This is a genomic window from Paenarthrobacter ilicis (genome assembly GCF_016907545.1).
GTDB lineage: Bacteria > Actinomycetota > Actinomycetes > Actinomycetales > Micrococcaceae > Arthrobacter > Arthrobacter ilicis.
Genome location: NZ_JAFBCD010000001.1, coordinates 3,937,302 through 3,963,564 on the forward strand (window position 1 = coordinate 3,937,302; position 26,263 = coordinate 3,963,564).

At 62.2% G+C, this 26,263-nt stretch carries 31 protein-coding genes and 1 tRNA gene; 17 read left to right on the plus strand and 15 right to left on the minus strand.

The features are described from left to right. The first annotated feature begins 575 nt into the window (after positions 1 to 575). From JOE60_RS18040 to JOE60_RS18055, 4 genes are all read left to right on the plus strand, one after another. Positions 576 to 1,076, plus strand: a complete 501-nt coding sequence (locus JOE60_RS18040) for a hypothetical protein (protein WP_204814967.1) — start codon at positions 576 to 578, stop codon at positions 1,074 to 1,076. A gap of 290 nt (positions 1,077 to 1,366) precedes the next feature. Then, complete coding sequence (locus JOE60_RS18045) at positions 1,367 to 1,792, plus strand: hypothetical protein (protein ID WP_167268057.1); 426 nt, start codon at positions 1,367 to 1,369, stop codon at positions 1,790 to 1,792. Positions 1,793 to 2,159: 367 nt separating this feature from the next. Next, entirely contained in the window at positions 2,160 to 2,534 is a 375-nt protein-coding gene (locus JOE60_RS18050) for a hypothetical protein (RefSeq protein WP_167268059.1), read from the plus strand. 14 nt (positions 2,535 to 2,548) lie between these two features. Continuing rightward, entirely contained in the window at positions 2,549 to 3,313 is a 765-nt protein-coding gene (locus JOE60_RS18055) for a DUF1648 domain-containing protein (RefSeq protein ID WP_167268061.1), read from the plus strand. Between the two features lie 92 nt (positions 3,314 to 3,405). Here the strand turns inward: JOE60_RS18055 and JOE60_RS18060 are convergent, their stop codons facing one another. Further along, on the minus strand, positions 3,406 to 4,371 hold the full coding sequence (locus tag JOE60_RS18060) for an alpha/beta hydrolase (RefSeq protein ID WP_338112586.1): 966 nt from the start codon (positions 4,369 to 4,371) through the stop codon (positions 3,406 to 3,408). A gap of 143 nt (positions 4,372 to 4,514) precedes the next feature. Between JOE60_RS18060 and JOE60_RS18065 the strand changes: the two genes are divergently transcribed. After that, complete coding sequence (locus JOE60_RS18065) at positions 4,515 to 5,765, plus strand: CaiB/BaiF CoA transferase family protein (protein ID WP_167268065.1); 1,251 nt, start codon at positions 4,515 to 4,517, stop codon at positions 5,763 to 5,765. Beyond that, on the plus strand, positions 5,762 to 6,721 hold the full coding sequence (locus tag JOE60_RS18070; protein WP_167268067.1) for a beta/alpha barrel domain-containing protein: 960 nt from the start codon (positions 5,762 to 5,764) through the stop codon (positions 6,719 to 6,721). Before JOE60_RS18065 ends, JOE60_RS18070 begins: the two co-directional genes overlap by 4 nt. Here the strand turns inward: JOE60_RS18070 and JOE60_RS18075 are convergent. Beyond that, complete coding sequence (locus tag JOE60_RS18075; protein WP_167268069.1) at positions 6,714 to 7,163, minus strand: SRPBCC family protein; 450 nt, start codon at positions 7,161 to 7,163, stop codon at positions 6,714 to 6,716. The genes JOE60_RS18070 and JOE60_RS18075 overlap by 8 nt on opposite strands. A 125-nt stretch (positions 7,164 to 7,288) precedes the next feature. Between JOE60_RS18075 and JOE60_RS18080 the strand changes: the two genes are divergently transcribed. Then, positions 7,289 to 8,173, plus strand: a complete 885-nt coding sequence (locus JOE60_RS18080) for a hypothetical protein (RefSeq protein ID WP_239528908.1) — start codon at positions 7,289 to 7,291, stop codon at positions 8,171 to 8,173. A 5-nt stretch (positions 8,174 to 8,178) separates the two neighbouring features. Here JOE60_RS18080 and JOE60_RS18085 read toward each other — a convergent pair whose 3' ends face one another. After that, the gene (locus JOE60_RS18085; RefSeq protein WP_167268071.1) at positions 8,179 to 8,916 is read right to left on the minus strand and encodes a GAF and ANTAR domain-containing protein; all 738 of its coding nucleotides are present in this window, start codon (positions 8,914 to 8,916) and stop codon (positions 8,179 to 8,181) included. 54 nt (positions 8,917 to 8,970) lie between these two features. Next, positions 8,971 to 9,870 (minus strand): diacylglycerol/lipid kinase family protein, encoded by a 900-nt coding sequence (locus JOE60_RS18090; protein WP_167268423.1) that lies wholly within the window; start codon positions 9,868 to 9,870, stop codon positions 8,971 to 8,973. A 189-nt stretch (positions 9,871 to 10,059) separates the two neighbouring features. On the opposite strand from JOE60_RS18090, the gene JOE60_RS18095 reads away from it, so the two are divergent. The 3 genes from JOE60_RS18095 to JOE60_RS18105 are packed head-to-tail and all read left to right on the plus strand — an operon-like array spanning position 10,060 to position 12,506. After that, positions 10,060 to 10,269 carry a hypothetical protein gene (locus JOE60_RS18095; protein WP_167268073.1) on the plus strand — a complete coding sequence of 70 codons (210 nt, stop codon included), beginning with the start codon at positions 10,060 to 10,062 and terminating at the stop codon, positions 10,267 to 10,269. 25 nt (positions 10,270 to 10,294) lie between these two features. Next, on the plus strand, positions 10,295 to 10,972 hold the full coding sequence (locus JOE60_RS18100; protein ID WP_167268075.1) for an ABC transporter ATP-binding protein: 678 nt from the start codon (positions 10,295 to 10,297) through the stop codon (positions 10,970 to 10,972). 1 nt (position 10,973) lies between these two features. Further along, positions 10,974 to 12,506, plus strand: coding sequence for a DUF6297 family protein (locus JOE60_RS18105; RefSeq protein WP_167268077.1), 1,533 nt, complete (start codon positions 10,974 to 10,976; stop codon positions 12,504 to 12,506). A 7-nt stretch (positions 12,507 to 12,513) separates the two neighbouring features. On the opposite strand, the gene JOE60_RS18110 is transcribed toward JOE60_RS18105, so the two are convergent. Beyond that, positions 12,514 to 13,365, minus strand: a complete 852-nt coding sequence (locus tag JOE60_RS18110) for a PhzF family phenazine biosynthesis isomerase (protein WP_167268079.1) — start codon at positions 13,363 to 13,365, stop codon at positions 12,514 to 12,516. A 58-nt stretch (positions 13,366 to 13,423) separates the two neighbouring features. Here JOE60_RS18110 and JOE60_RS18115 point away from each other — a divergent pair, with 58 nt between their 5' ends. After that, positions 13,424 to 13,846 carry a DUF1801 domain-containing protein gene (locus tag JOE60_RS18115; protein ID WP_167268081.1) on the plus strand — a complete coding sequence of 141 codons (423 nt, stop codon included), beginning with the start codon at positions 13,424 to 13,426 and terminating at the stop codon, positions 13,844 to 13,846. A gap of 92 nt (positions 13,847 to 13,938) precedes the next feature. Here the strand turns inward: JOE60_RS18115 and rplI are convergent, their stop codons facing one another. From rplI to rpsF, 4 genes are all read right to left on the minus strand, one after another. Beyond that, complete coding sequence (rplI, locus tag JOE60_RS18120; protein ID WP_142937339.1) at positions 13,939 to 14,391, minus strand: 50S ribosomal protein L9; 453 nt, start codon at positions 14,389 to 14,391, stop codon at positions 13,939 to 13,941. A 17-nt stretch (positions 14,392 to 14,408) separates the two neighbouring features. Beyond that, positions 14,409 to 14,648 carry a 30S ribosomal protein S18 gene (rpsR, locus tag JOE60_RS18125; protein WP_003800144.1) on the minus strand — a complete coding sequence of 80 codons (240 nt, stop codon included), beginning with the start codon at positions 14,646 to 14,648 and terminating at the stop codon, positions 14,409 to 14,411. Between the two features lie 134 nt (positions 14,649 to 14,782). Then, positions 14,783 to 15,370 (minus strand): single-stranded DNA-binding protein, encoded by a 588-nt coding sequence (locus JOE60_RS18130; RefSeq protein ID WP_167268084.1) that lies wholly within the window; start codon positions 15,368 to 15,370, stop codon positions 14,783 to 14,785. A 50-nt stretch (positions 15,371 to 15,420) separates the two neighbouring features. Continuing rightward, positions 15,421 to 15,726, minus strand: coding sequence for a 30S ribosomal protein S6 (rpsF, locus tag JOE60_RS18135; protein ID WP_167268085.1), 306 nt, complete (start codon positions 15,724 to 15,726; stop codon positions 15,421 to 15,423). Between the two features lie 231 nt (positions 15,727 to 15,957). Between rpsF and JOE60_RS18140 the strand changes: the two genes are divergently transcribed. Continuing rightward, a complete protein-coding gene (locus JOE60_RS18140; protein ID WP_167268086.1) occupies positions 15,958 to 16,296 on the plus strand; it encodes a YnfA family protein in 339 nt (112 codons plus the stop codon). Between the two features lie 67 nt (positions 16,297 to 16,363). On the opposite strand, the gene JOE60_RS18145 is transcribed toward JOE60_RS18140, so the two are convergent. Further along, positions 16,364 to 16,446, minus strand: a tRNA-Leu gene (locus JOE60_RS18145). A gap of 119 nt (positions 16,447 to 16,565) precedes the next feature. Between JOE60_RS18145 and JOE60_RS18150 the strand changes: the two genes are divergently transcribed. Together JOE60_RS18150 and JOE60_RS18155 are read left to right on the plus strand one after the other, a co-directional pair. After that, positions 16,566 to 16,727, plus strand: coding sequence for a hypothetical protein (locus tag JOE60_RS18150; RefSeq protein WP_167268087.1), 162 nt, complete (start codon positions 16,566 to 16,568; stop codon positions 16,725 to 16,727). Beyond that, entirely contained in the window at positions 16,724 to 17,383 is a 660-nt protein-coding gene (locus JOE60_RS18155; protein WP_239528910.1) for a DUF1345 domain-containing protein, read from the plus strand. Before JOE60_RS18150 ends, JOE60_RS18155 begins: the two co-directional genes overlap by 4 nt. Before the next feature lie 109 nt (positions 17,384 to 17,492). On the opposite strand, the gene JOE60_RS18160 is transcribed toward JOE60_RS18155, so the two are convergent. Both JOE60_RS18160 and JOE60_RS18165 read right to left on the minus strand, forming a co-directional pair. Beyond that, positions 17,493 to 18,899 (minus strand): amino acid permease, encoded by a 1,407-nt coding sequence (locus JOE60_RS18160; RefSeq protein WP_167268088.1) that lies wholly within the window; start codon positions 18,897 to 18,899, stop codon positions 17,493 to 17,495. A 222-nt stretch (positions 18,900 to 19,121) separates the two neighbouring features. Then, entirely contained in the window at positions 19,122 to 20,429 is a 1,308-nt protein-coding gene (locus JOE60_RS18165) for a M18 family aminopeptidase (protein WP_167268089.1), read from the minus strand. Positions 20,430 to 20,568: 139 nt separating this feature from the next. Between JOE60_RS18165 and JOE60_RS18170 the strand changes: the two genes are divergently transcribed. From JOE60_RS18170 to JOE60_RS18180, 3 genes are read left to right on the plus strand one after another with little or no spacing between them, the layout of a single operon-like run. After that, positions 20,569 to 21,018 (plus strand): hypothetical protein, encoded by a 450-nt coding sequence (locus tag JOE60_RS18170; RefSeq protein ID WP_167268090.1) that lies wholly within the window; start codon positions 20,569 to 20,571, stop codon positions 21,016 to 21,018. Further along, a complete protein-coding gene (locus JOE60_RS18175) occupies positions 21,015 to 21,752 on the plus strand; it encodes a cyclase family protein (RefSeq protein ID WP_167268091.1) in 738 nt (245 codons plus the stop codon). The genes JOE60_RS18170 and JOE60_RS18175 overlap by 4 nt, the downstream gene beginning before the upstream one ends. A 25-nt stretch (positions 21,753 to 21,777) precedes the next feature. Further along, positions 21,778 to 22,578 (plus strand): IclR family transcriptional regulator, encoded by an 801-nt coding sequence (locus JOE60_RS18180; RefSeq protein WP_167268092.1) that lies wholly within the window; start codon positions 21,778 to 21,780, stop codon positions 22,576 to 22,578. On the opposite strand, the gene JOE60_RS18185 is transcribed toward JOE60_RS18180, so the two are convergent. From JOE60_RS18185 to JOE60_RS18195, 3 genes are all read right to left on the minus strand, one after another. After that, complete coding sequence (locus tag JOE60_RS18185; RefSeq protein ID WP_167268094.1) at positions 22,575 to 23,339, minus strand: IclR family transcriptional regulator; 765 nt, start codon at positions 23,337 to 23,339, stop codon at positions 22,575 to 22,577. The two genes, JOE60_RS18180 and JOE60_RS18185, sit on opposite strands and share 4 nt — an antisense overlap. Positions 23,340 to 23,374: 35 nt before the next feature. Beyond that, positions 23,375 to 24,529, minus strand: coding sequence for an alanine racemase (gene alr, locus JOE60_RS18190; RefSeq protein WP_167268096.1), 1,155 nt, complete (start codon positions 24,527 to 24,529; stop codon positions 23,375 to 23,377). Between the two features lie 82 nt (positions 24,530 to 24,611). Continuing rightward, a complete protein-coding gene (locus tag JOE60_RS18195; protein WP_167268098.1) occupies positions 24,612 to 26,054 on the minus strand; it encodes an amino acid permease in 1,443 nt (480 codons plus the stop codon). Positions 26,055 to 26,263: the final 209 nt, after the last annotated feature.

Sequence of the window (26,263 nt, forward strand, 5' to 3'; positions counted from 1 at the left end):
GTCTTTGGAGGCCCAGGCTGTCGCGCGGAATGTCACAGACTTCTCCATCCCTGAGCTGGTTCGCACTACCGGCAGAGATCTACGCAGCCGGACGTACAAAAGTACTCTTGAGTTTGTTCGGCAGAACAAGCATGTCGAGATTTATCCGGGGCCGCGGCCGTTCCTCCCGCTCAAAGTCGAAAGCAATTTCCGTGGTGACGAAAACCGCGCCGAGGTTTTTGGTTGTCTTGCTTCAGAGTGGGGGTCCAGAGAAGGAACCGTTCCAGCAGCCTCACACGCCTACGGGACATCGTTCCGCATGGAGCGCCTCTCCGATGGTCAGATGCGGATCACAGCCACGGTGGGCCAACCAAACCTAAATGATGACTGTGCCACGTCGGACGTGCCCGTGGCGTTGTTCAACCCAGCACCTGAACCTTCAGATGTCACAGACTCCCAATACATCGAAGGCGCTGGTCGGGCAGACATCGACCCGCACGAAAAGAACTCTTGACAGCGCTATGAGTGAATCTGGCTTTAAAGCGGCGGGAACCGCGCGGAAGATCGATGGGCATCCATTCCGAGGTAAGGCTCAGATGGCCACCCTCAAGCATCCCAAAGCCGTGATTGCGGTGGTGTTGCTATTGGCAACGCTATTGTCCGGATGCTCGTTTGGACCCAATGATTCAAAAGCTCATCGAACCACGACGGCAGCCGGAGCGGACCTGAATCGTATTCCAGGGGTCAAAGTCCGCATGGGCCGTGCATACGACGGGTTCACGCCATACCTGTCATTAAATGTGGAGCTCGGCGAGGAGTTTGTTGGAGGTGAAGACGCGCTTTTGGACTCCCTTTTAGCTCACGTGTGGTCCCAGGACGAGGTCTCGCCCAAGGACTACGTCACCCTCAGGGTTACCGGCCCAGGTCGGACCCCGGCGCTGACAGCGACAGCTCTTTCCAAGATCAATATCAATGCTTTCGAGTACACCAAGACGTCACTAAGCCTTAAAGGATCCGACCTTCATGCCCGCTACGGCGAGTGGCCCGGACCGGTACCGTCCCGCTCCCCCTCCGTGCAAAATAGCGAAGTTCCATGAGGCCGAAAACGATGCCGCAGACAACAAATGAAACCCTGCTTTCGCCGATCCCCCGCAGCATAAACTCCGGTGGGCTGGGGTCACTATTATTAGCCGCAGGGATTGGCTTAGCTCTCATGACGGGACTGATCACGGGGTGCACCCCGCAGGATGAGCCTGCGCCCCCGTTTCCCCGCGTCAACTGGCCGGAGGGAAAGCCATCAGGGGGTTTGGAGTTGGATTCTCATGTTCAGGCAGCCCGAGCCGCCCTTGAGGTCATAGCTGTGGCGAGGAATCGAAATGACTTTCGCATGCCTGAACTTGTTGCAACAGCCACTTACGAGGAGCGTTCCTTCCTTTCCAACCAGGCACGCAATGATTTCAAGGCAAATGATCGAACGGATCTCCTTCCGGGCCCCCAACCTTTTAGTCCCACTTCCGTTGAACCCGGAGGAAAAGACCGGACGTTGGTGCGCGGCTGCACCACGCTGAATTGGGAAACCGACACAGGTTCCCTTCCTCAGGAACCAGGCCCGTCCGTCGGGATCATCCTTGTCATCAGCGGTAGTGAGACCAGCGGACTCAGACTGAACAACGTCATCTCCGCACCCCAGGCCGACTGCAGCGCAGCAACCTACTCGCTGGGACTGTTCGATCCCGCCCCAGCACCCTCAGCCGTAAAAAACCCGGAAGACATCGCCAAGGCCCTCACCGACGAACAACACGACCGTCCCTAACCTCGCGCGAGGAACAGCCAGCCGTAGGCCAGGTGGTCCCGGGGAGGCGTTCCTGCGTCCTTTTCTCGCGGCGATCGATCACGATCTCATTGATCGTAAAGGGAACCAGGGCGATCAAGGGCAGCATGATGCTTTGCCAGAAAGGCCAGAGGGAGAGGACGAGCGGGATGAAGGAAACGACGAATAAAACACTGTGCACGTATCGGTACCACTTCACATCGTTCCCTCCTTTCCCGTACCTAATATGCCTGACTCCTCGTGGCCGGTGCTGCGCTGAGCCTGAGAAGCCCATTTTGGCAGGTTGGGGATGGATGCCATACTGGTCTGTCGTTTAGATGTCAGTGCCGAATCCTTGGGGGAAATGGGCATGAAAAGCAAGCTTCTGTTATCGATACTCGTCGCAGTGTCCCTTGTTGGGATGGGAAGTATCGCTTCGTGCGCGGCCGCCAACGATTCCGTAGAGCCAGCCAAGGTAGTTGAACACGTGGACGCAGTCCCAGCCGACAGCGGCCCCTCCACACCAGTGACTGGCGAGAAACGCCTTCCTGCTGATCATCCAGAGTGCTTTAACACCAAGAAGCTCAATGACCCGAACGACTTCTGCTACCAAACGATCGGCGAATGGAACAGCACCGCCTCCACGGACGGAGAAGTCCGTGAGCTCGTCAGTATCGAGCAGATGAAGGCTATAGGGGCAACGACCGCTGAAATCCAGCGGTACTACCCCGAATACACTCCTTAGCGCTTGCGCCAACAATGACCCGCTTCCACAACACTGTCTCTCATAAAATCCCGCCCCGCCGCGGCCGCGGACCGATTTGGCTGCTACACCTGATCGCAGCCCTGATTCTGGGCGCCTGCTTCCTCTACGGGGCCACCGTCTACGACTCGCTTCCGCGCAGCGTTCCGTCTCACTGGGGAGCAGGCGGACGCCCCGACGCCTGGTCACCGAAGACCTTCAGCTCCGTGTTTTCCCCCCTGATGGTCAGCGCAGCAATCAATGTTCTGCTTCTTTTGGTTTCAGCAGCCGTGCCTGCCATGGTCCCCCCGAACAAGGACGCCACCGATTGGAGCCTCTACGGCAGGGAAGGAATGATCCGCGGCACCATCGCCGCACTAGGCGGGACATCGATACTGACGGCAATCATGATCGGCTACCTATGCGTCGCAGGATGGACGAATCCGGAACATGTCCCGTTATGGCCAGCGGTAATGACAACCGCTTTGATCTTCGCCCTTATACCGGTTGCTTTCACGGCCGCTTCCCGATGGTCCCGCAGGACGGCGCTGCGCCGGGGAATCACCCCAACAGCGGCAGAACAAGAAGAAGAGAAGCTGTGGATCGCAGGGTTCCTCTACAACAACCCCGACGATCCGGACATTTGGGTAGCCAAACGCACCGGAACAGGAACCGGCTTCACACTGAACATCGGCAACACCAAAGGACGAACCGCCACCATCATCTTCCTGGCAGTGTTCGTCGCCCTGCCTCTCATCTTCGGCCTTATCTCAGCACTCTGAGACGCCTGGCCATCGCGAGGCGGCAGCGGGTACTGCGGAGCTGCGCACATTCACTGCACTTGGAACCATTGAGCGCAGTATGAGAACAATCCTCAACCCCGCCCCGTATGCTTCGCCAGGAAATCGAGCGTCTTGGCCCGCGCCTCCTGAGCCTCGGCAAAGTTCAAATGGAACTGGTACTCGTGAGGCAACGATGGCTCGTGGTCTGCGGGCCAGAACAGCTCCGTCACCTGAACGCCGGACTCCTTCAGGCGGTTGCTGTAGGGCACCGACTGCAACCAGGTCAGCCCATCCCCGTTGCCGCCAGTGATGAAGGTGGGCGGAAGGTCGGAGGTCACAAAGTCGATGGTGGACATGGTGGCCCCCGCATACGTGGCGGACCAGTCCTTGGTGCCGGTGTAGGCCCACAGGGAGGTTTTGAATCCCCACTCCACTATGCCGCTCAGATCCGCCATGGCGCGCAGGTCATACACACCGCAATTCAGAATGGTGCCGGCCACATCGGATTTCTGCAGCGCCGGTTGAATCCCCATCAGGTTGGCATAGCTGGGATTCACGGTGAGGGTTGTCATCTGGCTGGCCAACTGGGCACCCGCGGAATCACCCGCAAGGACAATCCGGGTGGCGTCCACGTTCAGCTCGGCCGCATTCGCCTTGATGTATGCAAGGGCGTCGTTGATGTCCCTCACGGCGGTGGGATACGTGGCCTCGGGCGCAATGGGGTAGCTCATGCCGATGGTGGTGTACCCCTCGGCGGCGAGAATCCTGAGGTACGGCTCCACGTCACGCTGGGCCCCTGAAATCCAGGCACCGCCGTGGATCCACACCACCGTGGGCAAGGGAGCTGTGGTCCCGGCCGGAGAAAAGACGTCAAAAGTGGAACCGGGTTTGTACACCACGCCTTCCCTGGTTTGCAGCGGAGTTTCCGGCACATACGGGGTCATCTCGTCGATGGTGGCCTGTGCGCCGCGTTCAAAGACACTGCGGATCAGCAAGGCCGATGGCCACGGGGTGGCGGAAAGGGCCAGGAGGACCAGCAATACCAGGAGGATAGCCACTTCCAGTTTCTTCAGGCGGTACGAACGTCTGCGGACTGATGTGACCGGCTCCATTGCAACACTCCCCCATTAGGCGCTTTGTGGATCATGCTAAGAGTAGAACAACACGTCAATGCCACCGCCCACTCGCCGGAAAGTTATCCATGACCAACCACACCATTGCACCGCTGGCCGGCGTCCGCGTCCTTGAGCTGGGCAACTACATCGCGGCGCCCACTGCGGGAAGGCTGCTGGCAGACTTCGGCGCGGAAGTCATCAAGGTGGAGAGGCCGGGCACCGGCGATGAACTGCGCAACTGGCGCCTGCACAAGGGCACCACGTCCATGCTGTACCGCACGCTGAACCGCAACAAAAAGTCGGTGGTCCTTGACCTGCGGACGGACGCGGGCAGGCAGGCAGTGTTGGAGCTCGCGGCAAAATCGGACATTGTCCTGGAAAACTTCCGGCCGGGAACACTGGAAAAGTGGGGTCTTGGCCCCGAGGTCCTCAACGGCGTCAACCCTGACCTTGTCATCACCCGCATTTCCGCCTTTGGACAGACAGGGCCGCTGTCCCAGCGGCCCGGCTTTGCCGCCGTCGCCGAAGCTTACGGCGGGTTCCGGAACCTGGTGGGCGACCCGGACCGGGCGCCGGTACGCGTTGGCGTGTCCATCGGCGATTCAATCGCCGGCTTGTACGCCGCCTTTGGTTCGGTCATGAGCCTCTACCAGCGTGAATCACGACGACGGGACGCGGCTGACGCTGCGCCGCTCACCGAACGCGTCATTGACGTAGCCCTGCACGAGGCGATGTTCTCCATGATGGAATCCCTTGTGCCCGATCATCAGGCATACGGAGTGGACCGGCAGCGTGTTGGCGGCCGGATGGAGGGCATTGCTCCGTCCAACGCGTATGTCTGCAAGGACGGCTCCAGCATTGTGGTGGCCGGCAACGGCGACTCCATTTTCCAGCGCTACATGAGGACCATCGGCCGCCCGGACTTGGCGGAAGATCCCGAGTTGCAGAGCAACGCAGGGCGGTGGGCCAAACGGGAGGAACTGGATCAGGCAATCGGAGCCTGGACCGCCACCCTTGAGGCACCTGACGCATTGGCCGCCTTGGAAGCGGCTGGCGTACCGGCCGGGCCCATCTACACGGCGGCGGACATCAGTAGTGACAGCCAATATGAAGCCAGGAACATGATCCAGAAGTTTGATGTCTCCACTGGCCACGAGATGCTGCAGGACGTCGGCTTCCCCGGCATAGTGCCCGTGATCGGCGGCCACTCCCTGCCGATCCGGCATCTGGGACCGGACCTCGGCGAACATACCCAGGAGGTGCTGGGCGGCCTTCTGGGTATGGATGATGACCGAATAGACGCCGCCACGGGCCACGGGGAAGCTGTCCGTCCATGAACCGGTTCCAGAGCCCCCTTGCCGCCACGCTCGGCAACGCCGTCCTCCGTGATGTCACTCTGCGGGACGGACTCCAGCTCACGGGCAAGCTCCTGCCAACTGCTCAGAAAATCGAGACCGTCCGGGAGCTGCTGCGCCTTGGTGTTCCGGCAATCGAGCTCGGTTCCATGGCGCGGGCGGACCTGGTGCCCACCATGGCCAATACGCTGGAAGTGGTGGCGGCTCTGACGCCCGGGGAACTGGAAAAGTGCTGGATCTGGGTTGCGACGCCAGGGCATGTAGCCAAGGCAGCAGCAGCCGGAGCCCGTAACTTCCAGTACTGCCTGTCCGCTTCGGACTCCCACAACCTGGCCAACATCGGCCGGACCACGGAGCAGAGCCTTGCCGTGCTGCCTGAAGCTGTGCAGTACGCGCGTGCAGTGGATGGCCGGATACAGCTCTGCATCGCCACGTCCTTCACCTGCCCTTTTGAGGGGTACGTACCGGAAGATCGCGTCCTGGCCATAGCGAACGATCCCCGCGCAGAAGGCACCGCGGACATCGTCATCTGCGATACCTTGGGCCAGGCCATTCCAGCCCAGGTTTCCCGGCTCATTGCCCGGGTGCGGGAGGAAAGCCCTGCACGCCGCATCGTGTACCACGGCCATGACACTTGGGGTTTGGGCGTAGCCAACACGCTGGCGGCCATCCAGGCGGGGGCCTCCATGGTGGACGGAGCTTTGGGCGGGCTGGGCGGATGTCCGTTCGCACCCGGGGCCAGCGGAAACACCTCCAGCGAGGACATTCTTTTCGCCACACGTCCTGGTTGGCTGACTCCGGAGGTACTCGGAGAACTGGTGGCCCTGTCCGCAAAGCTTCTGGAAGAGCTGGGCGAGCCCAACCGCTCCAAAGCGGCCCAAGGCACGCGTTCCAACGCCCAGGCTTTCGACTGGGTGACCAGCGCGCCGTTCAGCTGAGGCGGCCGGCCCCACCTGCTGCCATCAATTTCAGGCGTCGAAGTGTTTCCCGGTTGCGGATACCGATGGTGGGATCGCGCAGCACCTTGGGAATCATCTTGCCGGGGCCGCGGACAGCGTCCTCGGCGATGGACACCCTGCATCGCCCCTCCCCCAGTTCTTCAAGGGTGATCAGGACCTTGGCCTCACCCATCGGCCAGCCGCGGGCCAGGAGCTCGATCATCCGCCCGGGCTCGGAGCTGGTCACGCTGCTGCTGTCATCGATCAGGAACGGCCAGGTTCCTACTGAATGGTGCAGTTTTGCTCCGGCGCGCGGCCAGGCATCATCGACGGCGCGGATCCTGGAGGCACCCACTACCCACCCCGAGTAGAGCCAGCCGTCGGCAATGACTTTCCAGACGCTGGCTGCGGGTGAGTCGAATACGTCGGTCACTGTAGACATCCGGAACCTTTCTGCGCACCTCTGGGACTGGTTCATCGCCCCAAGCTAAGCATGCTTACTGTTCTGCCGCCAGCCCTCCGCCCGGAAAGGGTGCCCTCCCGGAAAGCACGTCCTACACTGTCACCATGCGCGGCAAGCTGACGGCCGGTCCCGGAGCCATGGTGGCTGCGTGCTTACTGCTGTCTGCCTGCAGCCCTGCACCACAAGCGCCGGCCCCTTCCGCCCCGGAACCGGGTGTGAGCGTTGAAGTCAACCAATCACGGGATCAGTACGGCAAACAGGCCATCCAGCTCCAACTCACCAACACCACCAAGGAACCGCTCCACGTAGCTGGCATCAGGCTGAGCTCCCCACTGTTCGAAGACAGTATCCAGTGGGCTGCCGCGTCCGGAGACCTGGAACTGCCACCCGGACAACCAAAGAGCCTCCCCGCGCCTCTGCCCGCCGCGCGCTGCGACACGTCGTCGGCTTCCACTCCCACCGCCACAGTTACCTTCACCGGCAACACGACACCGGGCGCTGAAAAGCCCGCCGATGAAACGGTGGACGCCACCGATCCCTTCGGCGTCCTGACCCGGAACGCCGGCGAGCTGTGCCTCGCAACTGATGCCGCCGCCGTCGCGGGCTTTGCCCTTGCCCCCTCACTGGAGGTGGCCGCGGACGGAGCCACCGCCGTCGTACGCCTCCTTATCAAGCCCAACGACGACGGCGGGTCGGCCAGGTCGCTGACGGTGGAAAGCATCGATGGCACCACCTTGCTGGCCGAAGCGACAACCCACCCCTGGCCGCGGAACCTGGAGGTCAAGCAAGGACAGGCGCCCCTTGGGGTGCCGTTGGGGATACGGCCCGCCCGTTGCGATCCGCACGCTGTGGCAGAAGACAAAGTAGGCACCTTGATTCCTTTGCACATCAAGGTTGGTGATCACCAAGGGCTGCTCAAGATCGCGGCGTCGACGGAGCTCCGCAGCAGCATCTACGACTTTGTCACGGCAGCGTGCGCCCAAGGCTGACCACGTCAGTCGTCGAAATGCGCCGCTACACCAGGTTTCCCGGAAACCCGGTTAACCACATCTTGTGCCACTGCATGGAGCTTTTGGTTCCGGTCACTGGAGGCCCTGCGAAGGACATCAAAGGCCTCCTCATGCGAGCACCGGTTTTGCGCCATGATCATGCCGCACGCCAGGTCGATGACCGTCCTGTTGGTCATTGCAGCCTTCAGGTCATCGCCGCGCTGATCCGCCGCAGCGATCCTGATGGCCAAGCGCATGGCCTTGCTGGCCATCGCTACAAAGAGCACGGCATCGGCCACGGTACGTTCAGTGAAGAGTCCGGGCGCCGGGGCAAAAAAGTTGAGCACAGCTGCTGAATCTTCCCCAAGATCCATGGGCACGCCCAACGCGCTCTTGATGTTCGCCGCGTCAAGGGCACGCTGGTATTCGGGCCACCGCGGATCCGAATCAACATCGCCAAGAAGAACCGGCATGCCGGCATCCAAGGCGTCCACGCACGGCCCCGAGCCCAAAGACTGCTCAATGCGGTCCAGGGTGACGGCCCGGCTGCTGCTGCCACCAATAGTGGCTGTGCGCTTGCGGCGGCGCAGGGTCACCGCGCATTCAATGTGGGCGTTGCACGCCCTGGTCATCATGGCTGCAGCGAAACCGGTGAGTCCTTCCAGAAAGGCGTGGACATCTTCCGTGCCCGCAATGATGTCCACCAGTTGCTCGAAGTCTTCTGCCCAACCTTCACCATCCATGCTCACCAATTTAGAGAACCCTGATGATCGCCACAACAGTGCCGGACATGGCTCCTAGCCGATAGTGGCCAACGCGGACGGGGCGCTCTCCACCGTGACGGTGACATTTGCCTCCACCGCTTTAACCTCACCATCCATTTGGTAGGGCAACGGTTTCAGCGTGGTGAACTCGTAACGGCTGACGCTAGGCTGCTCCCCCAGGCCTTGAGTGGTGGCACGCAATGCCGTCAGCAGCACCCGCCATTTGGGCATGTGGGGGAAGATGATCACCTCGAACTTGCCGTCATTGGGAATGGGCTCAGCGTCGCTCAAGGTGGCATATTTGGCCATCTCAGGGATGTTTGCGAAGACCAGGCTGTCGAACTTGTGCTTCTTGCCATCGGGGAGGCGGATACCGAATGGCTCAAACTTGGAGAACGTCTGAATCACCGTCACCATCTCCGTCAAAGCACCTTTGCCGCCCTTCTCCAACTCAGTAGCAACCACAGGCGTGAGCCCAAAACCAATGTAGGAGTGGGCATACTCAGCGGCCCCACCCTCCTGCTGGCCGGCGTGGATCCGCAAAAGATCAATGGAGTGGACGTGCCCTTCGGCAATGGCCTCTTCCAGAGGCTTGGTGGCCATGATCCGGCTGTGGTCATTGGCGTTGCCGGCGGCCCGCACTGCACAAACGGCCTTGGGGTTTCCTGCCTGCATCACGCCGTTCACAACCTCGTTGTAACCGCCATCTCCGCTCACCGAAACCACCAGGACGTCGCCACCCTTGGCAGCGGCCTCCCTGGCCAGGTCCACGGCGTGCCCGGCGTGCTCGGTGGGCTGCAGAACGATTTCCGGGTTATAGCTAAGGAGGCTCTTCAACTTGTCATGCAACTGCTGCGCCAACTCCGGCGCATCCCCCGTGCTGTTGGGGTTGAAGATGATAACGATCGACTCAAAGGTCCGGGCAGAATCCATGACGCTCTCCTGATTCATTGCGAGGTCCCTTACAGACGGCATTCCCTCGAAGCTCCCATAGTATTCACAAATTCCAGGGGGTTCCGGTGGGACGCGGATCGTGCAAGCATGAAATTGGGTCTTAGGAAACGGGACCGAAGCCAATCAGCCTGATGCGGCCGGAGCTGCGTCAGCAGTGGGGGGACGTTCATGGAAGACTCTCGGGAGACTGCCAGGACAATGGTCCTGGAGCACGACATCGCCATTGAAGACTTGTGGACCTGGTACTGGGCCAACGGTGGAAACGCCAGGCCCTGGGACTTTGACGCCTACCTCTTCGGGATCCAGGAACGTGATCCCTTCGACCTGAAAATCCTCGGCTGGGCCATGGAGGACCTGGAAGCCCGCTCCGTGTTGTAGCTGCGCCCGACGGTAGGGTTGCAGCATGGGGACAGTTCTTGACATTGCTGGTCTGAGCGTTGGATACGCCGGCGCGCCGGTCTGCGGCGACGTCAGCGCAGTGGTGAATGCCGGAGAAGTCCTGGGGATCGTTGGAGTCAACGGAGCCGGCAAATCCACTGTGGCCCGGACCATCGCCGGGCGGCAATCCCCCTTGGCCGGCGAGGTAAAAGTTCACGGACTATTAATCGACCCCGACGCCATCGGCTTCCGCCGGGAAGTCTCCGCCGTCTTTGACGAAGACCTCTTTTTCCCGTCCCTGACAGCCCGGGAGCACCTGCTCCTGATCGCCCGCGGCCATTCCTTGGATCAACCCGAAGAACGGGTGGAACGGGAGCTGGAATTCTTTGGCCTGCTGGGCAGGGCCCATGCGATTCCAGATGCCCTCTCTTCAGGCCAGAGGCGAAGGCTTCTCCTGGCAGCGGGACTCATCCGCCCGTCGTCGTTGTTGATCCTGGACGAACCGGAGCAGCGGCTGGACCCGCAAATGCGCAGTGCCGTAGGTGAACGCATCACCGAACACGCCGGAAAGGGTGGGGCGGTGGTTCTGGTGACCCATGATCCGCAGTTGCTGCTGGCCACCGCGTCCACGTGCCTGGTGATCGATGAGGAAGTGGCCGCATTCACTCCCCAGCAAGGGGCATCGATCATTGCAGGGGCCTGAGATGGTTATCAGCGACCAGGCCCCCGGCAGCCGCACCCTTGCCACGGACATAGTGCGCTTCACGCGCCGATCCGCCCGGCAGTACCGGCGTTCCAGAATTTCCTTGGCCGATCGCTTCATTGACCTGTACAGCTGGGGGCTCGGCCTGGGAGTCTCGCTGACCATTGCCGCCGCCTTCGTGTTGGCCCTGCGCAATGAGATCGCCGCGCGCCAGGATCAGGCCGATTCCATCATCAGGAGCGCCTGGTTCCACTTGCCGGAGCCGTTCCTCTGGACATCCGTGACGTTCGTTGTCCTACTGGCCGTGTCCAACCTCGCCCGGAAACTCGGGCCACTTATGGTCAATGGTCCGGAGGGCGCGTGGTGGCTTCCGCTTCCCGTGGACAGGGGGCCGATGGTCCTGCCGCCCTTCCTGCGCCATCTTGCGCTGACCGCGGCCGCCGCGATCATTGGGTACTTCCCCTTCAGCCTGGTCACCTCGGTGGATCGCAGCATTGCCGAGCACGCCCTGGCAACGCTCACTTTCGGCGCTTCTGCCATGATCGCGGTGCTGTTGGCGGCCGCCCAACAGCTCGGTATTTTGCCTGCTCGGTCCGGGAGGGCGATCACAGTGTTGATCCTTGCGGGGCTGTCCGTTCTTCCCCTGGCATCGGCTTCCGGCTGGCCGGCAGCCGCGGGCGGTATGGCCGCCGTCGTGCTCCTGGCGTTGGTGGCCCGGCGCGCGGGCGAGGTGGGCGGGCTGGAGCTGATGCGCGGCGGAGCCGTGGCGGGACATGCAGGCGCGTCACTGTTTCTGATGGATTCGAATGAGGTACTGCGTGCGCTGAACGCCGGCAGGAAGAGGCCCGACGGCGGCAGGGCGGCGGCATTCTTCGCGCGGCCCACCCGTACGCCGTTCCGCGCCCTTGTCCGGGCTGACATTGTGGCTTTCCTCAGGCTCAGCCCTCCCCTGCTTCCACCCGTCCTGTGGCTGGTCGGAGTGCTGGCCGTTTTGTTGGTGAACGGCGGACTTCCGGTGTTCGTCCAGTTGGCCGTCATTGTCATCGCGGGCTGCGCGACTGCGTCCGGCATGGGCACGGTGGCCCGCAAGACGGCCATGATCCCGGAAGTCGATGCTTTGCTGCCCCTGCACCCGGCCTTGGTCAGGGTGAGCCGCCTGGTGATGCCCTGCATGGTCATGGCCCTCTGGACGGCCGTCCTGGCTACGTTCCTGGTGATCCTCGGCGCTGCGGACGCGGGGTTGGTCCTGGTGGGCGCCTTGGCCGGAGCGGCAATGGGTGCGGGGTCTTTGCGTGCAGCCACCAGGACCCAACCCGATTGGACGGCTCCCCCGGTGGAAACTCCCTTCGGGCCGGTTCCCCGCGCTCAATTGGGGTCCCTGGTGCGCGGGCTGGACGTCACCATCCTGGCGATGATTCCGTTGCTGCTTGCCCTCTATCTGGGTGCTGTTCCCGTGACCGTCATGCTGGTCCAAGCTGTCTTCAGTGCCGGGATCATCGCCACCGTTGCCTTGTCCCGGCCCAAGCAGGCTTGAGGGGTCGCTAAAGAACCACGGTGCCCTGGATGCACGTTGCCGACGCTCCGCCCACCCAGATCACCCCATCCCGGGAGCTCACGTGGATGCGGCCGGCCCGCCCCAGCACCGTTCCTTGTGCCGCCATGTACTCCTCCGGCGCCCGGCCACTGCCGATCAACCATTGGGCCGCCCCGGCGTTGAAGCTGCCCGTGACGGGATCCTCCACCATCGCGTCCCCGGGGATAAAGGTGCGTACTTCAAAGTCGACGCCGGATCCCTCACTGTGCGGGCCGATCACACCCACCTTGAGATCCCCCAGCGCAGCCAGATCCGGTTCCAGGGCCAGCACCACCTCTGCCGATTCCAGCAGCACGCCAATCCATTCAGGGCCGTTGACCAGCCATGATGCGTCCACCAAGGAGTCCTCGGAGCGCCGTAGCCCTGCCGCCAGTTGGGCGAGGACCCCGGCATCAACTGGTTCGAACCGCGTCAGGGGCGGCGCAGCGAAAGCCAGCCTGCCGCCGTCGTGCCTGATCCGGACCAAGCCGGCGCCGCACTCCTGGACCACCACGCCGCTGTTCTTTGGTACTCCCCCAGCCTCCAGCCACGCGTGCGCGGAGCCCAGGGTGGGGTGGCCGGCAAACGGAAATTCCTCGCTCCCCGTGAAGATACGGACTTTATAATCCGCTGCGGGGTCTGTGGGTGGAAGGAGGAACGTTGTTTCGGACAGGTTGGTCCAGTTGGCGAAGTGCTGCATGGTCCCACTGCTGAGGCCCTCCGCATCCACCACCACGGCCAGCGGGTTCCCGTAGTACGGATGGTCCGCGAAGACGTCTACTTGGCTGAAAGGGCGGCTGCGGGGAGCTTCTGGAATCACTGATGCAGGCTATCACCGGGCGCTGGCTGCGCCGCTTCCGGTCTGTAAGACTACGGGCATGGCAGAGAACAAAACCCAGCCCACCTCCGTTTCCGCGGAGGACTTCCTAGGCGCGGTGGAGGATCCGCAACGGCGGGCTGACGGCTTTGAGTTGCTGGAGATAATGCGGAACGCCACAGGCCAGGAAGCCGTCATGTGGGGGCCAACCATTGTTGGCTTCGGGAGCTATCACTACGCTTACGCCAGTGGCCGGGAGGGTGATGCGGCCGCTGTGGGCTTTTCACCCCGCAAGGCCAACCTGGTGCTCTACGGCATCACCGGCAACCCCGAGGCAGAGACGTTGTTGCCGCAGCTGGGGAGGCACAAGACAAGCACGGCCTGCGTGTACATCAACAAGCTGGACGACGTGGACCGGGACGTGCTGGAAGCACTGGTCCGTGCCGGCTACCAGTACGTCATGGCCGAACTGCACACCCCCTGACCTGCCCCGCAGCCCCTCGCCGCCGGGATGGGGGCACAGAAAAGCCCCCGCCTCCGATAACCGGAAGCGGGGGCTTTCTTTGCAGTCAGAGACTACTTGCTGGCAACGACCTCGAGGTCGATAACAGCGGAAACATCCTCGTGCAGGCGAACGTTGGCCGTGTACGAACCGACAGACTTGATGTGGTTCGGCAGTTCAACGTTGCGCTTGTCGATGGCGCCGAGGCCAGCGGCCTCAACAGCAGCAGCGACATCAGCAGGCTTGACGGTGCCGAAGAGACGACCGGACTCGCCGGCCTTCACCTCGAGCTTGACCTTCTTGGAGGACAGAGCCTGAGCCTGTGCCTGTGCAGCTTCAACAGAAGCGTGCGCACGAGCGGCGCGGGCAGCCTTGATGGTCTCAACCTGCTTCTCGCCACCCTTGGTCCAGGTCAGAGCGAAGCCGCGGGGGAGCAGGAAGTTACGTGCGTAACCGTCCTTGACCTCCACAACGTCGCCAGCAGCACCGAGACCGGTTACTTCGTGGGTCAGAATGAGCTTTGCCATGTTAGTTAATCCCTTCCTTAGCCGCGGCCAGCGCCGGAGTAAGGCAGCAGAGCAACTTCGCGGGCGTTCTTGATTGCCTGGGCGATCTTGCGCTGTTCCTGAACGGTAACGCCAGTGACGCGACGAGCGCGGATCTTTCCGCGATCGGAGATGAACTTGCGCAGCAATGCTACGTCCTTGTAGTCGATGACGGTGATGTCAGCGGCCTTCAAGGGGTTGGACTTTGGTTTGGGCTTACGGAGTTCAGCCTTAGCCATCGTGGAGCTCCTTTTCTATGGAGCCCGTGGATATTGATCCACGGGATGGTGGTGTTCGACGGCGGTTGTCACCCCGGGTGCCTGTTCGGCACCTGCGGGTGGGTCGCCCGGCGTCGGACGTTTTTATGTGGTGTTTAGAAGGGAGGTTCGGAATCCGGGCCGTTGCCCCAACCGCCGCCTGCATTGCTGACACCGGGCGTAGCCCAGGGGTCATCCTGCTGCGCGGGCTGGTTGTTGCCGCCCCAGTTTCCGCCGGAGTTGCCGCCACCCTGGTTTCCACCAGGAGCGCCGCCTCCAAAGCCGCCGCCGGCGTTACCGGCGTTTCCTCCACCAAAGCCACCCTGGCCACCGCCGGAGCGCTGGGTACGGTTGACCTTGGCGTTGGCGTAACGGAGGCTGGGGCCGATTTCGTCGACCTCAAGCTCGATTACGGTGCGCTTTTCGCCTTCTTTTGTTTCGTAGGAACGGCTCTTCAACCGGCCGGAAACGATGACCCGCATACCCTTTGTGAGGGATTCGGCCACGTTCTCAGCTGCTTCACGCCAAACCGATGCGCGAAGGAACAGGGTTTCCCCGTCCTTCCATTCATTGGACTGGCGGTCAAAGGTCCGGGGAGTAGAAGCGATGGTGAAGTTCGCTACTGCTGAGCCAGACGGGGTGAACCGCAGCTCCGGGTCATTGGTGAGATTACCAATGACCGTAATAGTGGTTTCGCCTGCCATCTACTGCCTCCTTGTTCGTTCCTGCGGGTTAAAGATCTGAAAGGGGCTGATTACTCAGCAACAACCTTCTGGTCTTCAGGGCGGATGATCTTGGTGCGCATGATCGTCTCGTTAAGAGACAGCTGGCGATCAAGTTCCTTGGCGGTAGCCGGCTCAGCGGTGAAGTTCACCACTGCGTAGATACCTTCGGACTTCTTCTTGATGTCGTATGCCAGACGGCGACGGCCCCAGATGTCTACCTTTTCGATGGTTCCACCATCGGTGGTGATGACATTGAGGAACTTCTGAAGCGACTGCTCTACGGTACGCTCTTCGACCTCGGGGTCGATGATTACCATCAATTCGTAAGGACGCATATGTGAACCCACCTCCTTTGGGCTAAGCGGTTACGGTATTTCCGTAACAGGAGGTTCATTTGCGATGCTGCGTTGACGCTTTCCGACCAAAACACGGCAGGACGGCGTAACACAGACTTCAATATCCTAGTGCATCTCCTGCATACAAAGCTATTCGGCCCGCTGGGTGGGGTGAAGGGGCCACGGAGCGTATGTGGAAAACGCGACGGGCCGTCGGGGAATACTGGTTCCATGACAGTCCTGAAATCCATCGTCCTCTTTGCCCTCGCCGCCGTTGCGGAGATCGGCGGAGCCTGGCTGATCTGGCAGGCCGTCCGCGAAGGCAAGGCCTGGTGGTGGGCCGGGCTGGGGGTTGTTGCGCTGGGAATCTACGGCTTCTTCGCCGCATTCCAGCCCGATGCGAACTTTGGCCGCGTCCTGGCTGCGTACGGCGGCGTCTTCATTGCCGGATCATTGGCCTGGGGCATGCTGCTGGACGGATTCCGGCCGGATCGCTGGGATGTGATCGGCGCTGCCATCTGCATCATCGGTGTGGGTGTGATCATGTTCGCGCCACGATCCGGCGCGTAACAGTTAACGACAAAACTGGTTAACGAAAAAACCCCTGGAAGACCGAAGCCTTCCAGGGGTTTCCCTGTGCGCGGAGGGGGACTTGAACCCCCACCCCCTTTCGAGGACTAGCACCTCAAGCTAGCGCGTCTGCCATTCCGCCACCCGCGCAGAGTGATCAGGAGAAGTCGGTGTTCGTTTTTCTCCTTGACAGCGACAAAGACAGTAACACGGTTGCCCTTGTTTTGTGGATTCGGCCTTGCTGAAGGGCTTGGAGCTAGGGTGGCCCCATGGATGCCACACCTCTGAACACTTTGGTCCTGACGATCGTTTTCGCGGCGATAGCCCTCTATTGCCTCTACCTCGTGGTGCGCTCAGGCGTCCGGGACGGCATCCTGCAGGCCAAGCAGCGTGAGGCGGCCATGACTCCGCCCGATGGACGCGAGCGATGAGCACCCTCAGGGCCCGTCGGAGCAGGCTTCGCTTTGTGGTGATGCTGGCCGCCGGGGCAGCGGCGTTCGTTCTTTCCGGTGTACTGGGCAACTGGGTGGGCGCTCCAGCCATCGCGTGGGCAACAGCTGCCTTGGTCTATGTGGTGTGGGTGTGGATGGTGATCGGAAGGCTTGATCCCCAAGGAACAGAACTGCACGCGACCTCGGAGGACCCTTCCAGGGGCGTCACCGACCTACTGATCCTGGTGGCCAATCTGGCGAGCATCGCCGCTGCAGCCGCCGTCATCGTTGACTCCCACACCCAGGGCGGCGGCAACAAACTGGGCTCCGGGGCGCTTGCATTGGCCTGTGTGGCGCTCTCCTGGATGCTGGTCCAAACGCTGTTCACGCTCCGGTACGCAGAGCTGTACTACAGCCCCGGCGAGGACGCGGGTGGAGAAGTGGGCGGGATCAGCTTCAACCAGGACCGCCCACCCCAGTACACGGATTTTGCCTACCTTGCCACCAGCCTGGGAATGACGTACCAAGTGTCCGATACCAACCTTGGCAACCACCGCATCCGCGTGGAGGCCCTGAAGCACAGCCTGCTGTCCTACCTGTTCGGCACCGTGATTCTGGCAGTCACCATCAACCTGGTTATCGGGCTGGCGCAATAGGTCATCGGGCTGGCGCAATAGCCCGTGCTGCGGGTTAAACGCGGAGCGGGATGGCCGCCGTCGTCTCCGACGGCAGCCATCCCGCTGCGTTTGTTTCGTACGACGCCGGTCAGGAACCCACGTTGGTGTGCTCGGCTTCTCCTCCACGCACCGGAGCCGAGGGCGATGCACCCTTGGACCGGTAGCGCCATACACCGATACCGACCACGACTGCGGCCAGGCCCAGTGACAGGAACAGCGACTCACGGGTGGATTCGATGATGACCATGCCGATAATGAGCGCCACGATGCTGGCGATCGCAATCCAGGTCAGATACGGGAAGAACCACATCTTAAGCTCCAGGTCCTTGGCTGCAGCACCCATGCGGCGGCGCAGAATCAGCTGTGACGCAGAGATCACCAGCCAGACGAAGAGCGCGATGGCGCCGGAAGTGTTGACCAGGAACAGGAAGACCGTATCCGGGGCAATGTAGTTCAGGCCCACGGTGATAAAGCCAACCACGGTGGATGCCAGCACAGCGGCCGCGGGAACGCCGCGCTTGGAAATCTTCATCCAGGCCCGGGGTGCATCGCCGCGCTGTGACAGCGAGAACAGCATGCGGCTTGCGGTGTAGAGGCCGGAGTTCAAGCAGGACAGCACCGAGGTGAGGACCACGATGTCCATGATGGTGCCGGCTCCCGGGATGCCGTAAAGCTCAATCACGGCAACGTAGGGGCTCTTTGCCACGGAAGCGTCGTTCCACGGCAGAAGGGTGACCACAATGGCGATGGAGCCGATGTAGAAGATCAGGATGCGCCACACGGTGGACTTCACGGCCTTCTTGACGGCGTCCACGGGGTTCTCGGATTCGCCAGCAGCGATGGTGGCGATTTCGGCTCCGAAGAAGGAGAAGACCACCACGAGGATGCCGGCCAGGACAGCACCGGGGCCATTGGGCATGAAGCCGCCCTGGTCCAGGAGGTTCGCCACACCCGGGGCGGAGACACCGGGCATCAGGCCCAGGATGGCGGCAATGCCGGCCAGGAGGAAGATGACGATGGCAGCGACCTTGATGGAGGCGAACCAGAATTCGAACTCACCGTAGGACTTCACGGAGCCAAGGTTGGTCAGCGTCAGGAGCACCATGAGGATCAGCGCCCAGACCCATTGGTCAACGCCGGGCACCCAGCGGTGCATGATGGCGGCTCCCGCCGTCGCTTCAATTCCGAGGACAATGATCCAGAACCAGGCATACAACCAGCCAATACTGAAGCCTGCCCATCGGCCCAGTGCCTTATCGGCGTATGTGGAAAAAGAACCGGTTTCCGGGTTGGCCGCGGCCATTTCGCCCAGCATGCGCATGACCAGGATGACCACGAGCCCTGCGGCAAGGTAGGCCACAAGGATGCCGGGACCTGCCTGCTGGATGGCAGCTCCGGAGCCCACAAACAACCCCGCACCAATCACGCCGGCAATAGCGATCATGGAGAGGTGGCGGGGCTTCAGGGACTTTGAAAGTTGTTGGTCAGCGTGCATGGATCTGCGCCGTCCTTTAGGTTTTTGGGGTTGGCCGCGGCGTGTGCCACGGGCCACATGACTCATTCACGTTAACCCCCAAAAGTTTCTGCGCTCTTGTGCAGACGGCCATTTTGGGGCGACCCAAACAGGGATCATGCACAAAATGTAGCCTTTTATGCATCCAATGTTTCTTGTGAAGAATATTGGAAATACCCCTGAAATGACTGTTTGAGGGTTCGGTCACACGGCGGTGCGGAAGAACAGGGCTGAGACGGAGGCCAAATAGGCCGGGTCCTTCACTCCGCACAGCTCCCTGGCGGAGTGCATGGACAGCAGCGGAATACCTACGTCCAACGTGCGGATGCCCAAACGGGTGGCCGTCAGCGGGCCGATGGTTGAGCCACACGGAAGATCGTTGTTGGAAACGAACTCCTGGTAGGGCACTCCGGCCTCATTGCACAGCCTGGCCCAGAACGCTGCTCCGGGGGCATCCGTGGCGTACCGCTGGTTTGCGTTGATCTTCAGGAGCGGTCCACCGTTGAGCACCGGCCTGTTGGCGGGATCGTGCCGCTCGGAATAGTTCGGGTGGACAGCGTGGCCCGCGTCCGCGGAAACGCAGAACGACGCCGCCAAGGCCTGCCGCCGCTGGCTCACCGAAGCGCCAAGGCCGTCGGAGATGCGCACCAGGATGTCCTCAAGGATGGGACCGCAGGCCCCGGAACGGGAATTGGAGCCGATTTCCTCGTGGTCGAAGGCTGCCAGCACAGCTATGGGGCCGTCCGCGGGAACGTCACCTGCGTGGCTGATCAGGGCCGCCAGGCCCGCATGCGTGGACGAAAGGTTGTCCAAACGGCCTGAAGCGAAGAACTCACCGTTGGCCCCGAAAACCGCGGGTGCCTGCGTGTCCGCCACCACGACGTCGTACCCCCCGATGCGGGAAGCATCAACAGTGGCGCCCTCCACACGTTCGGCGAGCAGGGCCAGCAGGTCCTCCCCGGCCGGATCCCCCTGCCCGAAAATGGGGTTCATGTGCTGCTGCTTGGACAACTGCACGCCATTGTCGTTGACCGCGCGATCCAAGTGGATGGCCAACTGCGGGAAGCGGAGAAGTGGACCGGTGGCCGTGAGGTGCTGCGTGCCATCATGCATCACCAAGCGTCCGGCCAACTGCAGCTCCCGGTCCAGCCAGGAGTTCAGCAGCGGTCCGCCGTACACCTCGACGCCGGCCTGCAGCCACCCGAACTTACCGGTGGTTGGTTTGGGCTTGAGTTTGAAGGACGGCGAGTCAGTGTGCGCGCCCAGAATGTTGAATCCCGTGGTGGGACCCGCATTGTCCGGCGTTACCCAGGCAATCAGCGCGCCGTCCCTGATGATGTAAAACCGGCCTGCCCCGGCTTCCCACGCCTGCAGCTCGTCCAAGGCCGTGAACCCCGCCGCATCCAGCCTGCGGGCTGCCTCATGAACAGCGTGGAAGCTGGAGGGAGACGCCGATACATAGGCGCCCAGGTCCTGAATGTGGGCAACTGCTGAAGGAGCATTCGAAGGCATGCCCTCGAGTCTAGCCCCGGGACTTGAGGAGCAGGGCTCATTCCAAGCAATGGTCACTATAGGCAATTTCATATGCTTGTAATGCCCGTCACAGTGTGCCACGATGGCTCCAGCACATCATCACGGAAGGTCACCACCCATGAACATTCACCTGAAACCGGTCCGGAAGATCCGCATCCACTGGCCCATCCCCCTGGAAACCATGACCCAGTTGGCCGGAGGCAATCTTGCTGCGCTGGAAGAAGACGCCGGAATCGCGTCCCTCCTTCAGACGCTGGGCGAAAGCCCCGAAGTAGGCGGCTTCGGCAACTACCACCACGTCTTTGAGTCCTCCGCCGGCTTCGAAGGATTCACCGTGGCGGAAGGCGCCAACCCCACGTTGGGCCGCGTCGGTCAGCGGACCATCTCGCCCACTTTCGTGTTCACCTCCTACTTTGACGACACTTTGGACGACGCAGAAGTCCAGCGACTGGTCCAGCGGATCGTGGACATCCACCCCTGGGAGGTACCGGTCATTGAGGTTTCAGGACCGTTGAGCGTCTCCAGCAGCTCCCTGACGTCCGCTGGCCAGCAGGCGGTGGCCTCGTGACCACCCTGTGGGAGCAACTCGCTCCGCTCCTCGACAACAAGACCTTCACCGACCTGACCCACGCATTCCATCCCGGCCAACCCCACTTCCCTGCCTTCCCGGACGAAACCCGGGAGGCGCTCTTCGACCTGGAGAAGGGCGACGGCTTCACCGCCCACAGGTACTCGATAGTGGGCCAGTGGGGCACCCACGTCGATCCGCCGTCGCACTTCATTCGTGGTGGGCGGACGCTGGACCAGATACCCGTGGAAGAGATGGTTCTGCCATTGGTGGTGCTCGACATCAGCGGCCGTGTTGAAAACGACGACGACGCCGTCCCCACCATGGCTGATGTCCTCGCCTGGGAAGCACAATACGGTGGGATCCCCGAAGGATCCTTCGTGGCCCTCCGGACCGGATGGAGCAAGCGCTGGCCCAACCCGGACGCCATGGCGAACAAGGACGACGACGGCCTGAGCCACACGCCCGGATGGTCCCGGGAAGTCCTGGAGTACCTGCTCGAACAGCGGGGCGCGGCCGCCGTCGGCCACGAACAGACGGATACGGACCCCGGCCTTGCAACGTCCCAGCAGGACTTCAGCCTGGAAACCTACGTCCTGGCCCGCAACAAGTGGCAGATAGAACTGCTGGCCAACCTCGATTCCCTGCCGGAATCAGGCGCCGTGCTGATCGCCACGTGGGCCAAGCCCCTGGGCGGCAGCGGATTCCCTGCCAGGGTCTTTGCCATCCACTGATTGGGCGGATGGCTAGAATCGATCCATGTCTAAGACCTCCAGCATGGGCCGCGGCATGATGGCCATCCTCGCCGTCGGAGCCCGTCACGCCTCCGGCCATGCCGGAGGGACCGTGGCCGACGTCGCAGGCCTCTTGGACAAGGACCGCAGCCAGGTTTCGCGAAGCCTCAAAGGTGCCCAGCAGGCCGGCTTCCTGACGCGATCCGAGCAACGGGAGTACAGCCTGGACTGGTCAATACTGGCCGACGCGCAACTGGTGACGGAACAACGCCTCAAAACCAACGGCCTGACCGCCCTTGAAGGACTGGCCGCCGAAACCAGCGAAGCCTGCTTCCTTGGCGTGCTGAGCGGAAACAGTACAGTCACCATTGCCGAGCAAGTGCCTGCCAGCGCCAACCTCGTAGGGTCCTGGTTGGGCCGCCCCTACCCCGCCTACTGCAGTGACGCGGGCCAGGCTCTTCTGTGGGATGCCTCGGACGAGGAAGTGCGGAAGATCCTGGAATCGGTGGACTTCGCCAAACACGGACCCAACACCCCGGTGTCCGTGGACGACTTCCTGGAGAGGCTCCGTGCCGCCCGCGAACGCGGATATTCAATTGTTGATGAGGAGGCCGAGCCGGGCCTCTACTCCCTGGCGGCACCCATCCGGGACTTCAAAGGCGAAGTAACGGCTGCCTTGCAGATCGTTGGCCCCAAATCGAGGCTGGAACCGCAGCGCGAAAGCCTCGCTGTGGCGCTGCACTCGTGGAGTGAATGGCTCGAAACCACCGCAGGCGGGCGTGCGGGGCCCACGGAGGGCTTGCCCGGTTCCGTCGGGAACAGTTAGGCCTGGGGCGTCCTGCCCAGTCGTTGCGCGGCCGAATGAAGAACCGGGGCGATCTCCGGAGTGCCGTTTTCCACCTGTGATCGGCTCCCCAGCACGCTGAGGGCTCCCAGGATCTTCCCGTCTGCCGAGCGGACAGGGACAGCCAGTTCCCACACATCGTGCTCAAACTCCTCCGCGGCAACAACAACTCCGCCGGGCTTGTCCCGCACCATCAGATCCATGACTTCCGCCGCGGAATGCGCCGCAGCGGGACCACCGGTGCCAATAAAGTTCACGCCATGGAGCAAGGATTCAAGGTCCTCGGGGGTGTGGTCCCAAAGCAGGGCCCGCCCGGCTCCCGTGCACCATACAGGCGTGACCATGCCGGGCTTCGCAAAGCCACCCAGCACTGAGTTATTTGTTGAGGACCGCAGCAAAAGGACACGGACACCCTGCCGCACGGAGAGCCGGGACCTCAGGCCCAGGCTTGAGACCAGCTCTTCTAGCTCTGCCCGGGATTCCTGGACCCAGCCAACGTTGAGGGAGGCGGCCAGGCTGAAGAAACCCGGTCCTGCGCGGAAGGGGCCGCGGTCCACCCTTTCCAGCAATCCCAAGTCACACAGTTCCTGCGCCAGGCGTGAGACGCGGCTCTGCTCCATGTCCAGCTCGGCGGCCAGCTGGGAGACTCCCAGCAGCTGGCGGCCCTGTTTTTCGCGGTCAGTAACCAGCCGGACCAGGCGCAGGCCTTGCGCCAAAGACGAAGCTTCCGGAGACACCTCCACTGATCCGCTCCTTCCACCAAGCACTCACGCCATTCTCACACGTGCACATCCGCCCTGAGGACACGGGAGTCCCTGGCCCACACCGTGTACAGGTCCGCGAGTATTCCTGCATTGGCGGACTCGAGCTCGGCCGCGGTGATTTCCGCATCATTCTGACGCCCAAAGAGCACCACCTCATCTCCGGGGTTCACATCGTTGATCCCGGAAACGTTGACGACCATGGAATTCATGGAAATGGCATCCACCACCGGAGCCCGCTGCCCCCGGACCAGGACAGTTCCGCCCCTGCCCAAGGCCCGCCGGTACCCGTCGCCGTAGCCCACGGTCACGGTGGCCAGCCTGGAGTCCACCGCCAGCGTATGGGTATGGCCGTAACCCACCTTGGTCCCGGCCGGATACCGGTTGACGGATCCGATCCGGGCCTTGAACGCCAGGCACCGCTCGAATCCGGTGTGCTTCGGGTCCGAGTCGCCATAGAGCACAGCACCCGCGCGCACCATGTCCAGCCACGAGTCCTGGACGTTGAGCGCTGCGAAAGAGTTTGCGGCGTGCAGCAACACCTTCCTGCGGTCCACGTTGGCCGCGCGGAGAATTGCGGTCGCCTCTGACCTGAACCGCCGGAGCCCACTGTGGATATGCTCCGGGTCATCCAGGGGGAAATGAGTCATGATGCCGGCGAGTTCCAAACCTGGATGGCCCACGATTCCTGCCGCGCAGGCCCGGCCCAAGGACGACGAGACATCCAGGCTGTGCCGGCTGATTCCGGACGAGTTGATGTCCAGGTGGACGCGCAGCCTTCGCCCCGCCCCGGAGGCTATCCGACTCATTTCCCAGGCGCTCTGCGGATCGGCAACCAGCTCCTCGATCATATGGGGGAGGCCTGCGTGCACCTCCTGCGGTGCCGCTGCCCGGACCCGCAGGAGCCGGCCCGCGAATCCGTGCTTGCGGGCCAAACCGGCTTCAGCGTTGGTTCCAACCCCTATGAAGGGAACACCCGCAGCCACCAGGGACGGCAGCAGCATGTCCGCTCCATGCCCGTACGCATCGGACTTGATCACCGCACACAACAGGGCGCGGCCGTCCAGCATGCCCTGCACAGCCTGCACATTCCGGCCAAAAGCGGAGCCATCGATCTCCAGCCAGCTCGGAAGGCCTGCCGTGACCGCATGCTTGGTGTCACTCAAGGTCATCCCGGTTCCTCGGATAAGGCAGCACGGCCGGACATGGTGCCCGGCCGTGCTGCTGGTATACGTACACCTCAATGGTTTTACGTCAGCGTGAACGCTTCGCCTTGGCTTTCGCCCCGTAACGGAAGTGGAAGAACAGGTAGCAGGCCGCCACGAACGGAATACCGAAGTACAAGGCAGCAATCTGCGTTGGGTCAAAGGCAATGCCTACCAGGGACACCAGGCACAGGGCGAAAGCGAGGACCGGCACCACCGGGAAGAACGGAGCTTTGTAGCTGAGATCGGACAGCCGTCCACCGTTGCGGATGAACGCCCTGCGGTGGAAGAAGTGGGAGGCCGTAATGGACATCCAGACACCCACCACCGCGAAACCGGCGATGGAAACCAGGGCAAGGTAGACGGTCTCAGGGGCCGCAACACTGCTGACCAAGGAAGCCAATCCGCCCACCATGCTCACGGACAGCGCCACCAAGGGAATGCCCCGGCGGGTCAGGCGCTTGAGGGCCCTGGGGCCCTGGCCTTCATCGGCCAGTGAATAAAGCATGCGTGCGCAGGAGAACAGCCCACTGTTGCCGGCGGATAGCAGGGCCGTGATGATGACGAAGTTCATGATGTCCGCCGCGAAGGGGATACCTACCGAGGAGAAAACGGTGACGAAGGGGCTCTCGTCCAGCCCCACTTGGTCATAGGGAACGGTGGCCGCAATGACGGCGATGGCGCCTACAAAGAAGATCAGGAGCCGGATCACAGTGCTGCGCATGGCCTTGGGGATGTTCTTTGCAGGGTCTTTGGTCTCGCCGGCCGCAACACCAATCAACTCTGAGCCGGAGAAGGCATAGAACACCGCGAGAGCCGTGACGAGTACCCCTGTGAAGCCGTTGGGGAAGAGCCCGCCGGAGGTGGTGAAGTTCTCCAGGAGGAATGGGTGGTTGGTGGACCCGGATAGCGGATGGAAGCCCAACAAGGCGGCACCGCCAAACACGATCAGCGCAATGATGGCACCCACCTTCACGATGGAGAACCAGAACTCGGATTCACCGAAGAACTTGGAAGAGAAGGCATTCAAGCCAAAAAGAACCGCCGCGAAGATGAGGCACCAAACCCAGACCTCGACGTCGGGGAACCAGCGCTGCATCAGGAGTCCGGAGGCGGTGAACTCGGACCCGATGGCCACGGCCCAGCAGAGCCAGTAGAGCCAGGCAGTGGCGAAACCGGTGGCAGGGCCGATGGATCGGGACGCGTAGATGTGGAATGCCCCTGACACGGGGTAGGCGATTGCCAGCTCCCCCAAGCAGGCCATCACGAGGTACACCACGAAGGCGCCAATCAGGTAGGCGATCACTGCACCCAGGGGACCGGCCTGGGAAATGGTGTATCCGGAACTCAGGAACAGGCCGGATCCGATCACACCACCCATCGCGATCATGATGAGGTGCCGTGGGCCCATTGAGCGGCGAAGCCCGGCCTCAGCTTCGGCAGCCGTGGCCGTGGGCGGATTGTCCAGTTGCAGGGGTGTTGAAGATTCCATGTGGTGTCTCCGGTAAGTGGCAGATGCGGAAGGTACGCCTTGGGACATCCGGGGGTGAGGGTGCCGGGGATGGCGTCTGTAGTGACGAAGGTAACACAGAAATCGCTCCAGTAGTCATTAAATGCATTTGTTCATGCACATGATGCACGCAGGCTCGGAAACTGGGCCTGAACACAACGGCAGCCGAATGGTCGATCTGCCCACGGATT